Source organism: Weeksella sp. HMSC059D05 (genome assembly GCF_001809725.1).
Classification (GTDB): Bacteria; Bacteroidota; Bacteroidia; order Flavobacteriales; family Weeksellaceae; genus Weeksella; species Weeksella virosa.
Map to the genome: position 1 here is coordinate 53,145 of NZ_KV798518.1, position 20,534 is coordinate 73,678.

A 20,534-nucleotide genomic window follows, 5' to 3' on the forward strand; every position below is an offset into this window, starting at 1 on the left:
TAATCAAAGTTTTTTTAGGGTTTCTTTTACTAAAGTTTCTACAGTTGCATCCGCATTTTTGTCTAATACTTGATCGATAGTTTTTTCGGCCACCTTACGCGGAATTCCTAAAACTTCTAATGCTGATAACGCTTCTATGCGTGTTTTATTTTTGTGAGGTAAAGAATTAACATCTTCTAGGTTGATTTCTTCTAGCTTATCTTTCAGATCTATAATAATTCTTTGGGCAGTTTTGGCTCCAATCCCTTTAACACTTTGTAACAACTTTGCATCTTCTGTGTAGATTGCGGTTTGTATTTCTTTAGGTGACAAAGTCGATAGCATCATCATTGCAGAAGCAGGCCCTACTCCGTTTACACTAATGAGCTTCTGGAAAATAGACCGTTCTTCTATGGTGTTGAAACCGTATAATAGATGTGCATCATCACGAATTATTTGTTGTGTATAGAGGGTAATCACTTCATCAATTACCAAGCTAGAATATGTGTTTAGGGATATGTTTACCCAATAACCAACTCCATTACAATCAACAACTGCGTACGAAGGATGAACTTCTACAAGTCGCCCTCTAAGTTGTGTTATCATCCGAATAAATTTATATCTATGGTGTTAATGAAATCCAAAAATACAATTTATTTAATGATTAGAAAATATTATATTTTTGATTATTGGCAATACTCTGCCGCATCAATTTGTAAGACTTCTTTGCTCGGAGAAATATAAGGAATATTGAGCTCTAATCCTCGTAGAATAAACAATATACCTAAAACTAGGATGATAATAGGTAAGATTTTTAGGATTTTTTGACGCCACTCTAAGCTGATAAAATTCCCAAACATAACCGTAAGAAACATCAATGGAATTGTTCCTAACCCGAAAAAGAACATAAACAGTGTACTTTGCTCAAAAGAGCCCACACCGATGGCTGCAGTAAGTGCGGCATATACTGCTCCGCAGGGCAATAAGCCATTGAGTAATCCGGTAGTATAAAGTGACGAGAAATCTTGTCTTCTCAAATAACGACCAAGACCAACTTTTACTTTTAGCAAGATGGCCTGCAAAGGCTTTGTATTGATGCTCTGATTATCGAAAAACTTGGGAATCAACACCATAATAATCATCAATACACCGATTGCAATACTTAGATAATTTTGGAATCCTACAAAGCTAAATCCCTCGCCTATCAATCCAAGTATAAGCCCCAAAATCGTATAGGTTGTTACACGCCCGAATTGATAGGTGAGATTTTTTAGCGTAAATTTTAATTTATTTTTAGCACTCAAACCAATCGATAGAGCAATCGGACCACACATGCCAACACAATGTAGGCTTGTGGCAAAACCTAATCCGAGTGCTAAGAGGATTAATGTTTGTGCCATCTAAGTGGTTTTTTCAACAAATACTTTTTGCCGTTCATTTCCCATGATAGGGCCAAATCGTATTCGCCTGGAACCAAATTTACTGAGGATATTAGCATTTCTTTTCTTTCGTTTAGTTTTAGTGGTTTAAGATAATCTAGCTCTTGATTATTTGGACGCAAAAGATAAACAGTACCCTCGGTAACAGTAAAATCTTCTGGGAAAATTAGCTTGAAACCGTTGGCTTGCTCTACAATTTGTGGATGTTTTGCTAAAAGATTCGCTCGTGATTCGGCTTCGATATCCTTCTCAAATGTTAAAGATTTTTCGTAATAATTATCGGTTACTAATTCGCCAACATCACCAGCAAAAAATAGTAAACTTAAGATAAAAATCATGAACATACCAAGGGCAACGGCAACACCGTGTGCCCATGTAAATTTAAACTTCATACAACTAATATTTAAAAGGTGAAGAGAAGCTTGTTTTATATTTATCAACTACCTCTCCCTTGTCATTCACCAACCCTATTATTATTCTTTCTTTATACGAACTAACTTCTTTTTTAGGAATTTTTAGTTTGAATTTTCCTTGTACAATAGCACCTTTCTCTAATTGGATATGGTTGGTACCTTGATACATCTCCACAACCGATTGGTCATGAGACAATAATTTTATTTTTACTTCTTGGGTATTATTGGTTTTATTGGTTAATGTATATTCAAACTGATTTACATAATATTGTCCTTCTTCTACATAATCAGACCCAACGACCTTTAGGTATTTTGACTCTACCATAGGACGATTAATAACAAAGGTTGTCATTACACCTAGAAGTGCGATTAAAGCAACTGTATAAGCTATCATTCGCTTATTGAAGTGGAAAGGTTCTCCTTTCTTGATGTTATCTTCTGATGCATAACGAATCAATCCTGTTGGGAGGTTTACTTTCTCCATTACTTCATCACAGGCATCTATACAAGCGGTACAGTTTACACATTCTAATTGGATTCCGTTTCGGATATCGATTCCTGTAGGACAAACCACAACGCACTGTCCGCAATCTATACAATCTCCTTTGCCGGCAGCTTTTCGGTCTTCATTTTTTCTAAATTTTGCACGTCCTATTCTTCCTTCTCCACGGCGGTAGTCGTAGGCAACATTAATCGTGTGTGAGTCAATCAACACTCCTTGGAGTCGACCGTATGGGCACACTAAAGTACAGGCTTGCTCTCTAAACCATGTAAAAACAAAATAGAATAAGCTCGTAAAGATAACCAAACCGATAAAAGTTGAGGCATGCTCAATTGGCCCTTCTTTCACTAAATTTAGTAACGCATCTGCACCGATAATATAAGACAAAAAAACGTTGGCAATCAAAAATGAGAGTATAGCGTAGATGGTCCACTTCATTAGTTTTTTTCTAATCTTTTCTTCGTCCCATTCTTGTTTATCTAAGCGTATTTGCTTTGGTCTGTCTCCTTCTATCAAATATTCGATGGGGCGAAAAACCATTTCTAAAAATATGGTTTGAGGGCAAACCCAACCACAAAATAGTCGACCATATACCATGGTGAAAAGTACGATAAAAATAATGGATGTAATCATCCCGATTGCTAGAAGAAAGAAGTCGGAGGTGAAAAACGGAAATCCAAACAAAATAAATTCTCTGCTTAAAATATCAAATTTAAATAAAGGGTTGCCGTTTGGTAACTTAACAAATGGCGTAACCACCAAAAAAGTAAGGAGTATATAGGCTACTATCTTCCGACGATTGGTAAACTTACCACTTGGTTTTTTTGGGTACACCCACTTACGTTTACCAGACTTTTCCATTGTCCCGATTGTTGAGCGTACAGATTCATCCATCTGATGAAAATCTTTTTCTTTACTGTCTTTTATATTGCTCATGATTTTTAATAATTGATTTGTTTTATACAACAAAGAGAGAAAACCATGCCAGTTCCCTCTCTTTGCTTATGATACATATTATCTGATATTGTGTCGTTAGAAATCTTAATTTTTAGCTTTCCACGCTTCTACCAATTCTCCTTGTGGAGCAGCAGCACCATCGGCAGGTGTTAATGTTTTTTCTACTTGGTTAATGTAGTAAACATACGATGCTACTTTTTCTATATTTAAGCCTGACAATTCACCGCGCTGGCCGAATGCTCTCATCTGAGGGTTTGTAGGAGATCCGTCATATATTACTGCATATATATTATAGAATAAACTGTCATTTACTTGGCTTATCCAATAGTCATCTGTTAAGTTTGGTCCAATACCTCCCTTTCCACCTTCCATGTGACAAAGCGTACATTGTGTATTGAAAATTAATTTCCCTTGCTCTACAACAGCTGGATCGTTAAACTTATTAACTGCACCCTCGATAGTGATATCATTTTCTACAGCCCAAATAGAGTCTTTGATGTTGAGAATTTTTTCTTCTTGTGCATACTCTACATCAGAATGCGCGAAATCCGTGAACCCATAGGCTAATAAATAAACAACGCAAAATACTATTCCCAACCAAAAAAGTGATAGCCACCACTGTGGTAAAGCATTATCTAATTCTTTGATTCCATCAAAACCATGATCGATAATAATTGCTTCTTCTTCTTCTTTAGTTTGACGTTGATTAGCAGAGCTTAAGAGGTTTTTAATATAGCCTTTTTTCTTCTTTGCTAAATATTCTGCTTTTTCATCTTCTGTTAATTGTTGAAACTTTTGTGATTCAACTAACTTATTTATTGCATTAATAATCAACAACATCACCAAAGAGATAGCCATTACTGCCCATACAACTCCTTGTTTTAGAGCTGCTACAATATGTGCAATCGAATTATCAATCATCCCTTTGAAGCCTGGTTCTACGATATTTTCTACCGGAGTCACCATTGCGAATGTTAGCAAAATCGCTAACATGGTAAGCGGAATAAAGATGTAGGCGGGTGTACGTAATTTCATAGTGTTTTAAATTTTGTCTTCTGTATCATCATCTTCTAAAGGTAAATTCTCTGCTTCCTCGTAATATTTTTTTGGCTTTTTCCATACTAAATAAAATGTTCCGAGGAAAAACATTACAAACAACAATAATGAAATGGTTTGTAATATTGATGAAAAATCATAATTAGAGAATGACTCTTTGAAATATTTTAACATTAGTTACTAGCTGTTTGTGTTTCTTGTGCTTTGATATCGGTACCTAAACGTTGTAGGTATGCGATAAGTGCAACAATTTCTCGATCGCGAAGCGGAACAAATTTATCTCCTTCTTCCTTTTCTCGTTTTGTCCAAAGATCTTTCAAGTCAGCTGCATCAGCAAAAATACTTTTCTCAATTGCAATGGCTTGTCTTTGCATAGATACTTTCATACTATCGAAATCTTCTTCAGAGTATGGCACTCCTAGAGTAGCAAGAGCTCGCATTTTATCTGCTGTATGATTTACATCTAAAACATTCTCGATAATCCATGGGTAACGCGGCATGATAGAACCTTCTGATGTTGCTCTTGGATTCCACATATGCTTATAATGCCATGCATCTGGATTTTTTCCTCCTTGTCTATGCAAGTCTGGTCCAGTACGTTTTGATCCCCACAAGAATGGATGATCATAAACGAACTCACCTGCTTTAGAGTATTCTCCATATCGTTTTACTTCGTCACGGAACGGTCGTATCATTTGCGAGTGACAAGCATTACATCCTTCTCTAATATAGATATCTCGACCTTCTACTTCTAACGGCGTATATGGTTTTACACTTGAAATAGTTGGTACATTAGCTTTTACTACGATTGTTGGAACAATTTCTACTAAACCACCAATCGCTAAAGCTACAAATGCTAAAACAGTTAATAATTTCGGAGTTCTTTCAATCCAAGTGTGAACTTCTTCTCCTTGCTGACGAGCTGCAGATTTCTTCGGTAATGCCGGCGCTTGAACTTCTTCGTCTCGCACAAACTGCCCTGAACGTACAGTTTTCCATACATTAACAATCATTAATATTGTTCCTAACAGATATAATATACCACCGAATGCACGCAATGGGTATAACCATTGTTTTAGGATGGTTACTGTTTGCAAGAAGTTAGGGTAAGCTAACGTACCGTCTTCTGCGAATTGTTTCCACATTAAACCTTGCGTCCAACCAGCAACATACATTGGGATTACCCAGAACAAAATTCCAAAAGTAGCAATCCAGAAGTGTGCATTAGCCATCTTAACCGAAGCTAATTTTGTATTGAAAATCCTAGGTATAACGTAATATATAATACCGAATGCCATGAAACCATTCCACCCTAAAGTCCCTACGTGTACGTGAGCAGGCACCCAGTCGGTAAAGTGTCCTATTTTATTTAATGTTTTTGTTGCTAAAAGCGGCCCTTCGAAAGTAGCCATACCATAACAAGTAACTGCTACCACAAAGAATTTAAGGATAGGATTTTCTCGAACTTTATCCCAAGAACCGCGTAGGGTTAATAGACCATTCAACATCCCTCCCCATGATGGTGCAATCAACATAATTGAGAAACCTGTTCCTAGTGCTTGCGCCCATCCTGGTAAAGCAGTATAAATAAGATGGTGTGGACCAGCCCAAATATAAACGAAAATCAAAGACCAGAAATGGATAATCGATAACTTATACGAGAAAACAGGTCGATTTGCTGCTTTTGGCACGAAATAATACATCATACCCAACACCGGTGTTGTCAAGAAAAATGCAACTGCATTGTGACCATACCACCATTGTACTAATGCATCCTGAACTCCCGAATATATTGAGTATGACTTAGGCGCCATTAAATTAAAATGTACAGGCAATTCTAAATTATTAAATACATGCAACATGGTTATCCCTGCCCACGTACCAATATAAAACCAAATAGCAACATACAAGTGACGTACACGACGTTTCCCAATAGTCAAAAACATCTGAACACCAAACAACACCCAAGTAAGCGCAATCAAAATATCGATTGGCCACTCATGCTCTGCATATTCTTTACTTGTATTATATCCTAAAATAAAAGTTACAAAAGACGCTATTATAAACAATTGCCACCCCCAGAAAACTGTCCAGCTCATCACATCGCTATACATTCTAGTTTTCAACAAACGCTGCAATGAATAGTAAGCTCCTGCAAAGAAACTATTTCCTACAAAAGCAAAAATTGCAAAAGTGGTATGAATCATCCGTAAACGACCAAAACCTAAGGTTCCTTGGGTATTAATAAGCCCCTGAATATTCCCTCCAATCGCACCATCATCTGACCCAAAAAGGTATTCTGGTAGATCTGGGAAGAACAACAATGTTGCCACTAAAACTCCGAAAAAGAATGCCATCACAGCCCAAAACAGTGTAGCATAAATAAAGTACTTTACGATCTTATTATCGTAACTAAACGTCTGCATTTGCATTATGTGTCAATTTTATCTTTATCTTTATTAACTTTCTTATCATCTTTCAACATTCGCACCGCTGGCGACTCATCTTCATCGAATTGGCCTGTTTTATACCCTAAGAAAAACAAGCTCAAAAACAAAATCCCTAAACAGAGACTCATCACTATGGTCAATATTATTACTCCCATAACTCTTGCAAAATTACAAACCGTAAGAAGATTTCACAATGATTTTCTTCATCACAAAAGAAATCTTACTAATTTATAACCATTCTAAATATTAACGAGTAATTTTAGCTGTTATTCTCGACCCGAAGGTAGCAAATAATATTACAGAAGCCGAACTTATTGGCATCAAAATCGCTGCTACCACTGGCTCTAAATAACCTGTTACTGCAAAAGACAACCCTATTACGTTGTACATAAATGAAATAATAAACGCTGCTACCACAAGACGCATTGTGTATTTTGACATTTTCATAAACCATGGAATTCGTTGGAATTCTTTTGCATCTAAAATCCCATCACATGATGGTGAAAAGCTATTCATGCTTTCGGAAATTGCCACACCTACATCGCTTTGCTTTAGCGCCCCCGCATCATTGAGACCATCTCCAAGCATCATTACTTTTTTTCCTTCCTTTTGCAATTTTTCAATGTACACCAATTTATCATTTGGTGATTGATTGAAATTTAATATTGATCCTTCAGGAAATATTTTTGCAAGATAAGTTCTTTCTGCATCATTATCACCAGAAAGTACATGTAAATTATAATTTTTTAAATTTTCTAACACCGCTTGTAAACCTGTTCGGTAGGTACTTGTAAAAATAAATTTACCCAAAACTTGATTATCTATCTTGATATAGACAACTGTCTGATTAATTGTACTTTCCTCTATTGCCTGCACAAAATCTCTAGAACCGATTTGCACCAATTTACCATCGACAACCGCTTGTTGTCCTTTCCCGATTACTTGCATATAATCTTCTACTTTTGCAGTAGCTTCTACATTTAAAGCAGAATATAGTGAACGCGATAATGGATGATTCGAGTTTCTGAGAACAACTTTTACCATCTTCTTCTGCTCTTCTGATAACTCTATGCCTTCGTACTTAATCTGGTCGACTTCGCTAACTGTGATTGTTCCTGTTTTATCGAGAACAATATCGGTTACTTGTGCCATTTTTTCGATTGTTGATGTGTTTTTGATATAGAAATTTTTGTTTCCGAAAATCCGCATCATATTTCCTAAAGTGAAAGGAGAAGAAAGTCCTAATGCACAAGGACAAGCAATTATCAGTATTGCGGCAACCACATCGAGTATGCGTGAAGGATCGACAATGTACCAATATATGCCTGCGACTAAACACAGCGCCAAAATAATATAGGTGAAATATTCTGCTACGTAATTGGTAAGAATGTTAAGTTCTGAATCGTTTTTCTTGAACGCATCATTGTTCCATAACTGCGTTAGATAACTTTGTTTGATGTCTGCAATCACTTCCAGCTCCACTGCAGGACCAGAAATCCTACCTCCAGCAAAAATTTTATCACCAGCTTTTTTCTGAATTAATCGAGATTCACCAGTCACAAAACTATTATCTACCATGGCTTCTCCTTTCATAAGGATTACATCAGCCGGAATTAATTCTTCGTCACGGATAAGGATTCGATCGCCTTTTTTTAGGTCGGATAATAAAATTGGTACTTCTTGATTGTCGACAATTTTTGCAACAGCAATCGGATAAAATGATTTATAATCTCGATCAAATGCAAGACTATTGATGGTTTGTTGCTGAAACCATTTTCCGGTTAACATTAGAAAGATCAGACTTGTTAAAGTATCAAAATATCCAGGACTTAAATCAAAAATAATATCATAAGTACTTTTGAAAAAAATCACAAAAATCCCTAAAGTAATTGGCACGTCGAGGTTAACTACTCCGTTTTTCAGCCCTTGCCATGCAGATTTATAATAATCGGTGCCTGAGTACAAAAATACTGGTAGCGCTAACAAGAACATTGCCCAACGGAAAAGATTTTTATTATCTTCTAACCAAGATTCTTTTACGCTCCCGAAAAATTCTACATATTCTGGGAAAGACAATAGCATGATGTTTCCAAAACAAAAACCAGCCACAACTAATTTTGCGACTAATGAGCGATCGACTTTATTTTTTTTATTTTTTTCGACAGTATTAAGATTCACCGATGGTTTGTATCCTAAGTCGGTCATTAACCTTGCCAAGTCTCCTAAACTTAGTTCTTCATCTCGATAAGTTACCTGTACATTTTTTTGGGTAAAATTCACATGAGATGAGATAATATTCGGGTTAATTGTCTCTAAACTCTCTAACAACCAAACACATGAAGTACAATGAATAACAGGCACATGGAAAGTAACCACAGTAACTCCATCGTCCGAAAAGTCTACCACCTGATCGAATATCTCAGGTGTATTGAGAAAATCGAACTGATGAGCATTTCGTTGATCGGGTCGAACACCTGCATTCCGATTCAACTCATAGAAATCTTTCAGATCATTAACATTCAAGATCTCATAAACAGTTTTACAACCTTGGCAACAAAATACTTTCTCATCAAAGAGAATGCGCTCCTCTTCTATTTGTTGCCCACAATGGAAACATTGTTCTGCCATAGTTTTACAAAATTACTTTCGAATCCCCAGAAATACTCCTATATTTGCATGACTTAAGTCATAACTAACAACTCTATGTCAGAATTTAACGAAAATGTAGAAACAATCAAAGCTTTATTCGAACATCCAGAAAAATTTGGTGTTTTTAGCACCGAAGATTTAATCGAATTCAATGCTGAGAAAAAGATTCTTAATCTGAAAAAAGCTGACGAAATCATACAAGAGGGAGCTACCCCAAAAGGGATTTATTGCATGATCAAAGGTACGGCAAAATTATTTAAAGTCGGCTTCAACGGGAAAGAGCAAATTTTACGTTTTGTAAATGAAGGAGACATTATCGGCTACCGTTCTATATTGAGCCAAGAAGTATTTGGTGCTTCGGCGACGGCGATGAGTAATTGTGAGATTTATTATGTACCCGAAAAATTCTTCATCAAATTATTAGAAGCTAACCCAAAATTAGCTTTTAATATTTTACAACGTATTGCCAAAGACTTGGGTGAATATGCTAGAACCATTACCTATTTGGCACAAAAGACAGTTCGCGAAAGATTGGCTGAAGTTTTACTCTTACTCGAAGCAAAATTAGGAACCGACAAGGATGGTTTTATCAACATTTCGCTTACGCGCGAAGAAACGGCTAACCTAATCGGGACTGCTACCGAGTCGGCTATTCGATTGATTTCAGAATTCAAACAAGATCATTTAATCGAGGTAGAAGGTAGAAAAATAAAAATCATAGAACATCAGAAACTTACCAAGTTAGGACACGTTATTCTATAAAAAAAGATTGTAGACTTTTTCCTGCCCGAAAAAGCTCTGTTTTATTTTACATTAAATTTATCGAATCAAGGGAAATCAATTGTATTTTGATTTCCCTTTTTTTTTTACTTCTTTTTTAGATATTCTTGTCGAATATTTTCAGGTAATTTTTCGATCGCGTAACGCAAAGTCGTTCTTGGCAATTCTTGTGCAAACGCATCGAGGAAAATCAACAAACTCACCTCGTCGACATTTCCCATTTCACGCAACATCCAACCATTTGCTTTGTGCATCAAATCGTGTGGATGATGTAGATTTTTTTCTACAATTTGGGTAACAATCGAGAATTCTTTTTGTTTGATGAAATACAAAGTCGACACTACTGCCATGCGTTTTTCCCACAAAGAAGGCGACTCTGCCAAACGCAAGAGAATTTCTTTTTGGTTTTGATGAAAAGCATAATGTCCAAGAATTTTATAACACGAAGAATCGACCAAATCCCAATTATTGAAACTTGCAGTATGCGACAAATAAAAATCGACAATTGTCTTTTTTTCTGCCCAATCTTTTGATTTTTCGTATTGTAAAACCAAAATAAAAGTTGCCGTTAAACGAACCTCATGTATCGGCTGAGAAAGCAATTCTGCCAAATCGACAAATGAAGCTTTGGTGTAAAACTCCTTGGCAACTTTCCGTTGATCAGGTACTTTAACACCGATAAACAGATCTCCCTCACCGTATTCTCCTGGTTGGGTTTTGAAATATTGTTGCAACTTTTTTATCTTATCTTTATCCGACAAATCGTATAAAGCTTCTTGTATATATTCTACTGTTTTGCTTTTCATCCTACCGAAAATCTTAGTCCACAAAGATAGAATCTAGACGAAAATCACAAAATAATAAAATGGACAGCTATATAAAAATGCACTGTAACATTTGTTACTGTAAGCTTTTTTTGGATACTGTAATTTTGTGTTAATATAAAATAATTACCATGAAGAAATCAGTTTTTGTACTCACCACATTGTTTGCAAGCTGTATTGCACTTCCTATACAAGCAGCTGATTATAATGAAGTCGCTACTGCTGTAATTCAGACAAAAGTAAAAGACAAACATGCCATTATGGTGCAAAATAAAATGCACATGATGGCTGCAATTATGACAGGAGAAGAAATGATTAAAAATAACCCGAAAACGGTTTTCGAAATTGTTTTGATTGGAAATGTTGTAAAAGATATTGCTGTTGATCAAGATCTGAAAAACGCAATGGCAGAAGCCAATAAAGCAGGAATTGTTTTTGTTTCTTGCGAATTTGCGATGAATAAGTTAGGAGTTACAAAAGATCAATATTTATCGTTTGTGCGCACAACGCCAAATGCATTTATTTATCTTTTCGACCTACAAGATAAAGGCTATAAAAACTTGATTCTATAATATATTAGGTTGTTAAGGATTTATTTGGTGCCCCAAAAGTCTTTCGCAAGAAAGTACTTTTGGGATTTTTTTATTATAGATTTTCACCTTCAGAAATGTTTTCTCCATCCTCATTATAATACTGAAACAGAAAATTATTGTACGGAAAGCGTTGAATGTGCAATTTCTTCACCTCTTCATAAATTGTTTTACGTAGTTCCTCTATATTTTCTTTTTCTGTAGCCGAAATAAACAAGGTAGGATAAGATGTTTTGGCCATCCATGTTTTTTTCCAGTGTTCTAACGAATAATTCTCAAAATGCATCACCGTGAGATCGTCTTCTGGTTTTTCTATATAGCTAAAATTATCTATTTTATTGAAAACCATAACTGTTGGTTTATCTTTAGAATTGATCTCATCTAAAATTTTATTCACAGAGTTTATATGATCCTCAAAACTTGCATGCGAAATATCTACTACATGAATCAATAAGTCGGCTTCCCGAACTTCGTCCAAGGTCGATTTGAAGGATTCTACCAATTGTGTTGGTAACTTTCTTATAAATCCTACTGTATCCGTCAATAAGAAAGGTAAATTCCCGATCACAACTTTCCGCACGGTGGTATCTAGAGTTGCAAATAATTTATCTTCGGCAAACACATCCGATTTGCTAAGCACATTCATCAACGTCGACTTCCCTACGTTGGTATACCCTACCAAAGCCACCCGAACCATTGCTCCACGATTGGTTCTTTGGGTAGCCATTTGTTTATCGATTGATTTTAATTTTTCTCTGAGCAATGTAATTCGATCTCGAATGATTCGGCGATCGGTCTCAATTTCTGTTTCACCCGGACCACGCATCCCAATTCCACCACGCTGACGCTCCAAATGCGTCCACATTCGGGTAAGTCGAGGTAAAAGATATTGGTATTGAGCCAACTCGACCTGAGTTCGAGCGTAAGACGTTTGGGCACGTTGAGCAAAAATATCCAAAATCAATTGTGTGCGATCGATTATTTTTCGGTTCACCACTTTTTCGATATTTTTTAGTTGTGATGGCGTTAGTTCGTCGTCAAAAATTACCGTATCGATATTATTTTCTTCTACATAACTTGTGATCTCTTCTAGCTTTCCACTCCCTACAAAATATTTAGGATCTGGTCGATCGAGCTTTTGAATAAAGCGTTTATCAACTTCTGCTCCAGCGGTATATGCCAGGAACCGAAGTTCGTCCATGTATTCTGTTAATTTTTCTTCGGTTTGGTCGCGGGTAATTAATCCTACCAAAACCACTTTTTCGTATTGGGCTTCTTTTTTTTCTAACATGTATGTTTACAAGCTTAATTTTGCAATTATACGGATTACTCCTGATTTACTGGACAATATTCGTACCTAAGTAAATAAAATTCAGATTCTTTTTTTTCTTGTTCGAAAACGAAGATTGCTCTTCTTGTAAGTTAATATTTTATTCTGAGTTTATCAACCTCAAGGCTGTATCCAAAACAGGATCTCGGCCATAAAATATATCATCTAAGGTTGTTTCTACGATGAAATCCGGGAAATTTCCTCTTCCTTGCCGATGTTGATTTTTTAGGTTTGGACAAATCGTCATTAAAGGAATATTCAGTTCGAGTTGTGAGTTTGGTAGAGTGAAAGGCACAATAAAACCTGCAATAGTACCGTTGTAATTTCCACCAGATTCTTCTCCTACAAATACTGCATTCGTGTATTGATCGAGCATGCTAATGAGAATAGAGGTTGCCGAATAAGATCCTCCATTTTGCAAAACATATAAGACACCCCGATAATTGTTCTCTTTTATTTTTTTTGGTTTTGATGACGAAATTGTATACAGATAATCTCCGTTCTGATCTTTTTTGGTCTTGAAAATCGTCGCTATCGAAGCTCCCAACCAAAGAGGCATCAAAGTATATTTTCTAGGTCCAGAAAACATTTTATGGTAATTTTTGGCCAAAGAGTTTTTTTGAGTAATATGGGCTTTTTGGGTAAATGCAATAGCAGAATCTGATAAATATGAAAAAAGCTCACCAGAATCGCGTAAATATCCCCCTCCATTATCACGAAGATCTAGAATCAGATATTGTACATTTGATTGCTTCAATTTTTCGAAAACTTCTGCATAGGCTTTTTTAGGGTATCCTTTGACAAAACTTCTGATATTTAGTACAGCAATAGTACTATCTTGGGTAGGATATTGCAATTCGATTGCAAATTGTTTATTGATTTTATCGTAACCAAAATAAAAGTTTTTCAACTCTCTTTGCTTTCGTTCTTTTCTAGTCAAATGGAGAGAATCTTTTGTTTTTATTGATTTTGACTCATCTAGTTTTTTGCGATAAACGGTTTTCACAAAAAGAGAGTCGTTTTTATCGAAGGTTAAACGCAGGCTATCTTTTAGACCATGTTCATACGTAAAAAAAGTAGAAAATGATTTACTCATTATTCGATCTATAAATGTTTCATTATAACCATCGCTCGTTTCTAATTTTCGATATTTTTGATAATAATCTTTCACTGGATAACCATTAACCTCTACGATAGAAATCCCAACTGGCAGCCCAACATCATCTGCTTTAGAGGGAACAACATACAACCCTTCTTCGGAATAATTGGTTCTGAATTGCGAGAATGGTCCTATAGTATTTTTTCTTTTCTTTTCCTCTCGTTTGGCGTACTTTCTACTCGGAAAATCTACATAGGTATGAGCTTGCCGTATTTGTGCGATTACCGCTTGAAGATCAAAATAAAACTCTTTTGATGTCATTGATCGATTAATCGAATTTTTCAGAGCGGTAAAAGTATTTCGCAATGAATCTTCGGTTATAAACCAATCCAAATCTGGATGGTAGTCTAGCAATTGCCTATATGCATAGTCTACATCTTGCTTTAGCAATTCTGCCGGAATTTTTTTCTCTAAACGAGCGTTGTATTTCTCTACCGAATGACAAGAAACCAAGAGAGTTCCGAGAATAAAGAAAAGTAAGTTTTTCATCAAATATTTTCAGGCTTTTTCACTATTTCGTTTGTAATTACAATTTTTTAGCGTACTTCTTGATAAAATTGTTCGATAAAACCTTCCATGAACACGTGTCGTTCTTCAGCCATTTTCTTTGCTGTTTCTGTATTCATTAGGTTTTTTAATTTGAATAGTTTATCGTGGAAATGTTGCACACTCGACGATTTTTTTTCTACAGATTTTGGGTTATAAAGTAAATTACCAACACTTCCACCATACGCAAAACAGCGCGCAATACCCACCGCACCAATTGCATCTAAACGATCTGCATCTTGCACAATTTTAGCTTCTAAACTGCTTGTCTTTTCATTCTTACTGAACGATACTTCTGAAACAATTTGTTGAATTTTTTTTATTATATCTTCATCAACCTCGCTTCCTTCTAAAAACTCGCCTATTAATTGCTCCGAAAGATCCACTCCCTGGTGCAATTTAGCATCGCCCAAATCGTGTAACCATGCAGCCATTTCTACCAAGAAAGGATCGGCTTTTTCGTATCTTAGAATTTTTTTGGCATTGTTCACCACTCGCTCCATATGATAATAGTCGTGCCCGGTTGCTTCTTCAGAAAAAAGAGCATAAATATGGTTTTGCGTTTTCTCTAATAATTCTTTCCGATTCATTTTTCTTTATTTATCAGGATTCTTTTTTCTAATTTCGGTTGGATGGATTGTAGTTTTCTTGCAAAAGTTATCAAAACCTCATAATCTTGAACAGACTGTTGATCATTGGCATTGATTAAAACTTCTTCAAAGTTTTTCAACCGACGAAAGTTATATTCATTCAACACCAATCGGATTATTTGATCATCTTGCAAGGTAGGGAAATTTATAGTTTTATTTTTCGAGTTATAATGATAAGAAAAGCCTGACACTTGTATAATTTTTGGTTTGTCTAACAGAAAATTACTCAAAATAAAATCTTTTAGATCCCTTCCTTTTATCGAAACCACTACCATTTTATTGCCAAAAGGTAACAAAGTTCTGGCTGACTTTATGGTGAAATCTCCTTTGTTTACCACATTCCTAATTCCATTCGCATCGATAATTGCAGCATCGGCATTGTAATAAAAACGCATAGCATCGGTTACTAAATTTCCGGCCAACGATTCCCCTTTCAAACCCGATTGTACATCTAAATCCACAACTAAATCTGCTATTTTTTCGTTGAGCTGTTGCTCTATAAACTCTTTTTCTTGCTGCTCTCGTAGCGCTAGAGTTTTCTCTTTTCTCACTTCTTTATCCAATGGGATTATTTGTATTTCTGGAAGTTTGTTTTTCGATAAAATAATTTTTGCAACGGCACTCATATTGCCAGAAGGTGCCACAATAGGCGTTTTACCAACATAATTTATTTGCGAGTTGTACTCGTGTAGTTCTTCGGTAAGAACCAGATCTATTTGAGGAAATTGCTCGATTAACGCAATATTTTTTGCCAAATCCATCTGAGAAATTGCCACTATATGATCTGTTGTTTGATCAGTGAACTGCGCCAAAACATTTTCTACCGAAAGAAAAATATCTGCTTGCTGTACTCGTTTATCCTGGATAGTGGTTTGCATCTGATCGGTCAGCCCGAGAAACAAAATAGTTTGATTATTAACTTTTCTCACCAAATAAGTTGGTAACTGAAAGAAAGGTTGATATGTTTCACCGATTAAATTTGTCGTAAAAAAACTACCGGTAAATCTCGGAATTAATTGTTGGATGTGCTCCACACCGTAATCAAACTCATGTTGTCCGAAATTGAGAATATCTACCGGAATCCGATTAAAAACTTCGGGCATATTCTTACCTTTTAACATACCACCATACAAAACTCCACCGACAAAATCTCCTCCATGAATAGTTAGGGTTGCAGGATCTTCTTTTTTACTTAGATCTACGATGGTTTTCAGACGTGCAAACCCACCTCTTCCACCGGGTACATCGTCCAACTCATATAGCTGGTGTGCATCTGTAAAATAGAGTACTTGCAAGGTTTGAGCATTTAGAAAAGAAGTTATTAAAAAGAAAGTTATGCGAATAATCATACCAAAAAAACTAAGAACGGTAAAGGTAAGAAAGATGTTTTGCTTATAGTTGAAAAAAAAGTAAATAGAGATAAAATTAAGTGTTAGATATTTAAAAAAATTGTATCTTTGCACCTCGAAATTTACGTAAAACGGGACGAGTTCCCACAAACATTTAGTTATTTTATGGCTACAAAAATTAGATTACAAAGACATGGTCGCAAAGGAAAACCATTCTTTCACATCGTAGTTGCTGATTCAAGAGCAAAGCGTGATGGTCGTTTCATTGAGAAGTTAGGAACGTACAATCCTATTACAAATCCAGCAACAATTGAATTGAACGTAGACTCAGCTGTTAAATGGTTACAAACTGGTGCGCAACCAACCGATACTGCAAGAGCACTCTTGTCGTACAAAGGAGCGTATATGAAAAAACACTTATTAGGAGGTGTTGCTAAAGGAGCCTTTAACGAAGAGGAAGCTGAAAAAAGATTTGCTGCTTGGTTAGAAGCAAAAGAAGCAAAAGTACAGGCTAAGAAAGATGGTCTAGCACAATCAGCTGCTAATGCGAAGAAAGAAGCATTAGAGGCAGAAAAAGCAGTAAACGAAGCGCGCATCAAAGCGGCAGAAGATGCTGCTAAAGCAGAGGAAGCTGCACAAGAAGAGACTGCAACAGAAGGAGCAACAACAGAAGAAGCTTCTGAAGAAACTGCAGAGTAATTTTTGTTCGAGTAATACGTAGAGAATGGATATTAACGAGTGTTATTACTTAGGGAAAATAACTAAAAAACACGGCTTCAAAGGCAACGTTATCATTCATTTGGATACAGACGAACCCGAATTATACAGTACATTGGAATCAGTTTTCATTGAAAGTAATGGAAAACTGATTCCTTTTTTTATAGAGTCTGTACAATCTTATCAGGGCGATAAACTATTGGTAAAGTTTGAAGATTTCGAGGCCAATGAAGTCGATAAACTCATCAATCGGTCGCTTTATTTACCCCTAAACACGCTGCCCAAATTAGAAGGAACTTCTTTCTACTATCACGAGGTAATTGGCTATACGATATTTGACCAGACCAATACAGAAATCGGAACGATAAAATCTATCAATGATTCTGCGGCACAAGCTTTTTTTGAGGTTGACGCCAATGGAAAACAAATACTAATTCCGATGATTGATCAATGGATTCTAGAAGTTGACCGTCCAAACAAAGCAATGTTGATCGAGATACCAGACGGATTATTAGAAATCTATTTAGGATAAAAGATTCAAACTCTAATCCTTAACTACTTGTATACCTTACATTTCCCTTAAAAAAACAAAAATATTCTCCTTATTTCTCAACTCCTTGAGATTGGATTTCTATTTGTTTATCAAACCATTCATCAGCCAAACGTTCTGCTTCATCATACGAAATCAGTTTATCTTTCGGTAACACAATCGGTTGAGACTCATCCAAAATTTCGATACTTTTCAGCGCAAAATGTTTCCCCAACAAAGCACCTTGAGAAGTTTTTATTGTGATATCCAAAGCGACAATAAGCCCTGGCAATCCAAAGTAACCGTATGGCCCATGTCTGAACGGAAGGTCGGTAGCAAAATAAGCCACTACACTTTCTTCGCCATCCGAAAAAAAAGCCTTTCTTACATTATACCCAAACATCTTTTGCGATTGACGAGTGATCGTCCATGGATAATACGAAATATCTCTTTGTACCAAAAACTTTTTCTTACCGATTTCTCTTCTCTCATAAGCTGAATTTTTAGACAAGTCGATATACATATCATCATCTAAACCAAGCATAAACATCATATCAGCTTGCGCATTATTGATTCGATCTAGATAATGAAAAACCGAAAAATCTTGATTAATTTTCAGTTCGAATTCGGTTGGCACAAAAACGCCATGCAGGTTTGTTCTAGAAGAAGAACTCTTATTATCGAGACTCATCACGCCACTATAAACTACTTTTATTGTATTTTGAGAAAACACAAGAGCAGTAAAAAAAAGGAAAGTTATGGATAAAAATCTCTTCATCTTTAAGGATCAATTCGTAACAAAATTATTGATTTTTCGTACATTTGCAAACTCAATCGTACTTAACATGGAAGAAGAAAAAAAATCATTGAATTTTATCGAACAAATCATAGAAGATGATTTGGCAAACGGAATGCCTAGAGAGAATTTACGCTTTCGTTTTCCGCCAGAGCCCAATGGCTATTTACATATTGGTCACGCTAAAGCAATATGTCTAAACTTTGGTCTTGGAGAAAAATACAATGCACCTGTTAATCTACGTTTCGATGACACGAATCCCGATAAAGAAGAACAAGAATATGTGGACTCTATTCGAGAAGATGTAAAATGGTTAGGATTCGAATGGGCCGAAGAACGCTATGCTTCTGACTACTTCCAGCAACTTTACGATTGGGCTGTAATAATGATTAAAGAAGGAAAAGCCTATGTGGATGATCAGACCTCGGAAGTGATCAATGAACAGCGCAAAAATCCAGGAGAACCTGGAATAGAATCGCCTTATAGAAATCGTTCGGTAGAAGAAAACTTAGAACTTTTCAAGCGAATGAAAAACGGTGAATTCCCAGAAGGTTCACATGTATTGCGAGCCAAAGTAGACATGACCTCTCCGAACATGAATATGCGCGACCCTGTAATGTACCGCATCCTAAATCGTCCTCATCATCGGACCGGGACGGAATGGAAAATCTATCCGATGTACGATTGGACGCATGGAGAGTCGGATTACATAGAAGGCATTTCTCATTCGCTTTGTTCATTAGAATTCAAAAATCACCGCGATTTATATAATTGGTATTTGGATCAAGTCGAGTTAGAAAGTCAACATCAAAAGCCAAAACAAAGAGAATTTGCTAGAGGAAACATTTCGTATATGATTACCTCTAAACGTAAACTCCTAAAATTAGTTACAGACAAAATTGTTACTGGTTGGGACGACCCACGAATGCCTACAATTTCTGGGCTTCGCAGAAGAGGTTATACGCCAGAATCGATTAAAAATTTTTGGGAAAAAGCAGGTATTGCTAAGCGCGACAACGTTATGGAAATCTCTTTACTAGAATTTGCAATTCGCGACCATCTCAATAAAATAGCGCCACGTGTCATGGCTGTAATTGATCCAGTAAAAGTAATTATCGAAAATTATCCCGAAAAACAAGAAGAAATCCTTGTTTTAGAGAATAATCCAGAAGATGAAAATGCAGGTTCTAGAGAAGTTCCTTTCGAAAGAGAAATCTACATCGAACGCGACGATTTTATGGAAGAAGCTCCTAAAAAATTCTTCCGACTTTCATTAGGGAATGAAGTTCGCCTAAAAGGTGCCTATATTATCAAAGCAGAAAGAGTAGAAAAAGACGAAAGCGGGAAAATAACGACTATATTCGCAACCTATGACCCTGATTCTAAATCAGGTAGTGGAACAGAAGCTTCTAAAAGAAAAGTAAAAGGAACCTTGCATTGGGTTTCGGCAAATAATAATATTCCGCTCGAAGTTCGCCTGTATGATCGACTATTCACGGTAGAATCTCCAGATGCAGAAAAAGAAGTTGACTTTATGCAATACATCAACCCAAATTCTTTAGAAATAAAACAAGGATTCGGTGAAATTGAGCTAAAGAGTGCCAAAATAGAAGATAAATTTCAGTTCCAACGAATTGGTTATTTTGCACTCGATCGTGATTCTACAGACGATAAGTTGGTTTTCAACCGAACAGTTACTTTAAAAGACACTTGGGCGAAAATAAACAAGTAAACAAATTAGTAGAAAAAATAAAATCTAGAAAGCTCGATGTATTCTTCGAGCTTTTTTTATTATCTTACCTATTCGATCAAAACTAAA

At 36.0% G+C, this 20,534-nt stretch carries 20 protein-coding genes; 5 read left to right on the plus strand and 15 right to left on the minus strand.

Translation table 11 applies throughout. From position 1 onward, the window contains the following. Nucleotides 1–3: 3 nt before the first annotated feature. From ruvA to HMPREF2660_RS01135, 9 genes are all read right to left on the minus strand, one after another. Complete coding sequence (ruvA, locus tag HMPREF2660_RS01095) at nt 4–585, minus strand: Holliday junction branch migration protein RuvA (RefSeq protein ID WP_013597928.1); 582 nt, start codon at nt 583–585, stop codon at nt 4–6. A gap of 80 nt (nt 586–665) precedes the next feature. Beyond that, complete coding sequence (locus HMPREF2660_RS01100; protein ID WP_070485294.1) at nt 666–1,379, minus strand: sulfite exporter TauE/SafE family protein; 714 nt, start codon at nt 1,377–1,379, stop codon at nt 666–668. Further along, the gene (locus HMPREF2660_RS01105; RefSeq protein WP_070485295.1) at nt 1,364–1,810 is read right to left on the minus strand and encodes a FixH family protein; all 447 of its coding nucleotides are present in this window, start codon (nt 1,808–1,810) and stop codon (nt 1,364–1,366) included. The genes HMPREF2660_RS01100 and HMPREF2660_RS01105 overlap by 16 nt, the downstream gene beginning before the upstream one ends. A gap of 4 nt (nt 1,811–1,814) precedes the next feature. Next, nucleotides 1,815–3,269: a cytochrome c oxidase accessory protein CcoG gene (gene ccoG / locus HMPREF2660_RS01110; protein WP_070485298.1), complete on the minus strand. Its 1,455-nt coding sequence runs from the start codon at nt 3,267–3,269 to the stop codon at nt 1,815–1,817. Between the two features lie 105 nt (nt 3,270–3,374). Next, the gene (locus tag HMPREF2660_RS01115; protein ID WP_013597932.1) at nt 3,375–4,325 is read right to left on the minus strand and encodes a cbb3-type cytochrome c oxidase N-terminal domain-containing protein; all 951 of its coding nucleotides are present in this window, start codon (nt 4,323–4,325) and stop codon (nt 3,375–3,377) included. Between the two features lie 6 nt (nt 4,326–4,331). Continuing rightward, nucleotides 4,332–4,520, minus strand: coding sequence for a cbb3-type cytochrome oxidase subunit 3 (locus HMPREF2660_RS01120; RefSeq protein ID WP_013597933.1), 189 nt, complete (start codon nt 4,518–4,520; stop codon nt 4,332–4,334). Then, nucleotides 4,520–6,778, minus strand: a complete 2,259-nt coding sequence (gene ccoO, locus HMPREF2660_RS01125; protein WP_013597934.1) for a cytochrome-c oxidase, cbb3-type subunit II — start codon at nt 6,776–6,778, stop codon at nt 4,520–4,522. Before ccoO ends, HMPREF2660_RS01120 begins: the two co-directional genes overlap by 1 nt. Continuing rightward, on the minus strand, nt 6,778–6,951 hold the full coding sequence (ccoS, locus tag HMPREF2660_RS01130; RefSeq protein WP_013597935.1) for a cbb3-type cytochrome oxidase assembly protein CcoS: 174 nt from the start codon (nt 6,949–6,951) through the stop codon (nt 6,778–6,780). The genes ccoO and ccoS overlap by 1 nt, the downstream gene beginning before the upstream one ends. Before the next feature lie 91 nt (nt 6,952–7,042). Then, complete coding sequence (locus HMPREF2660_RS01135; protein ID WP_070485299.1) at nt 7,043–9,424, minus strand: heavy metal translocating P-type ATPase; 2,382 nt, start codon at nt 9,422–9,424, stop codon at nt 7,043–7,045. Nucleotides 9,425–9,499: 75 nt separating this feature from the next. On the opposite strand from HMPREF2660_RS01135, the gene HMPREF2660_RS01140 reads away from it, so the two are divergent. Further along, nucleotides 9,500–10,207, plus strand: a complete 708-nt coding sequence (locus HMPREF2660_RS01140) for a Crp/Fnr family transcriptional regulator (protein ID WP_070485301.1) — start codon at nt 9,500–9,502, stop codon at nt 10,205–10,207. Nucleotides 10,208–10,311: 104 nt separating this feature from the next. On the opposite strand, the gene HMPREF2660_RS01145 is transcribed toward HMPREF2660_RS01140, so the two are convergent. After that, entirely contained in the window at nt 10,312–11,031 is a 720-nt protein-coding gene (locus HMPREF2660_RS01145; protein WP_070485302.1) for a DNA alkylation repair protein, read from the minus strand. Between the two features lie 149 nt (nt 11,032–11,180). On the opposite strand from HMPREF2660_RS01145, the gene HMPREF2660_RS01150 reads away from it, so the two are divergent. Continuing rightward, nucleotides 11,181–11,621, plus strand: coding sequence for a DsrE family protein (locus HMPREF2660_RS01150; protein WP_070485305.1), 441 nt, complete (start codon nt 11,181–11,183; stop codon nt 11,619–11,621). Nucleotides 11,622–11,694: 73 nt separating this feature from the next. Here the strand turns inward: HMPREF2660_RS01150 and hflX are convergent, their stop codons facing one another. The 4 genes from hflX to HMPREF2660_RS01170 form a co-directional block, all read right to left on the minus strand. Beyond that, on the minus strand, nt 11,695–12,930 hold the full coding sequence (gene hflX, locus HMPREF2660_RS01155; protein WP_013597940.1) for a GTPase HflX: 1,236 nt from the start codon (nt 12,928–12,930) through the stop codon (nt 11,695–11,697). A gap of 139 nt (nt 12,931–13,069) precedes the next feature. Further along, a complete protein-coding gene (locus tag HMPREF2660_RS01160) occupies nt 13,070–14,617 on the minus strand; it encodes a S41 family peptidase (protein WP_070485307.1) in 1,548 nt (515 codons plus the stop codon). A gap of 47 nt (nt 14,618–14,664) precedes the next feature. Then, complete coding sequence (locus tag HMPREF2660_RS01165; protein WP_070485308.1) at nt 14,665–15,264, minus strand: HD domain-containing protein; 600 nt, start codon at nt 15,262–15,264, stop codon at nt 14,665–14,667. Beyond that, entirely contained in the window at nt 15,261–16,619 is a 1,359-nt protein-coding gene (locus HMPREF2660_RS01170; protein ID WP_168160773.1) for a bifunctional metallophosphatase/5'-nucleotidase, read from the minus strand. Before HMPREF2660_RS01170 ends, HMPREF2660_RS01165 begins: the two co-directional genes overlap by 4 nt. Before the next feature lie 219 nt (nt 16,620–16,838). On the opposite strand from HMPREF2660_RS01170, the gene HMPREF2660_RS01175 reads away from it, so the two are divergent. Both HMPREF2660_RS01175 and rimM read left to right on the plus strand, forming a co-directional pair. Further along, the gene (locus HMPREF2660_RS01175; protein ID WP_041942070.1) at nt 16,839–17,372 is read left to right on the plus strand and encodes a 30S ribosomal protein S16; all 534 of its coding nucleotides are present in this window, start codon (nt 16,839–16,841) and stop codon (nt 17,370–17,372) included. Nucleotides 17,373–17,397: 25 nt separating this feature from the next. Beyond that, nucleotides 17,398–17,922: a ribosome maturation factor RimM gene (rimM, locus tag HMPREF2660_RS01180; RefSeq protein ID WP_013597945.1), complete on the plus strand. Its 525-nt coding sequence runs from the start codon at nt 17,398–17,400 to the stop codon at nt 17,920–17,922. Nucleotides 17,923–17,992: 70 nt separating this feature from the next. On the opposite strand, the gene HMPREF2660_RS01185 is transcribed toward rimM, so the two are convergent. Beyond that, complete coding sequence (locus HMPREF2660_RS01185; protein ID WP_070485310.1) at nt 17,993–18,697, minus strand: GLPGLI family protein; 705 nt, start codon at nt 18,695–18,697, stop codon at nt 17,993–17,995. Between the two features lie 67 nt (nt 18,698–18,764). Between HMPREF2660_RS01185 and HMPREF2660_RS01190 the strand changes: the two genes are divergently transcribed. Beyond that, complete coding sequence (locus tag HMPREF2660_RS01190) at nt 18,765–20,447, plus strand: glutamine--tRNA ligase/YqeY domain fusion protein (RefSeq protein WP_070485312.1); 1,683 nt, start codon at nt 18,765–18,767, stop codon at nt 20,445–20,447. Nucleotides 20,448–20,534: the final 87 nt, after the last annotated feature.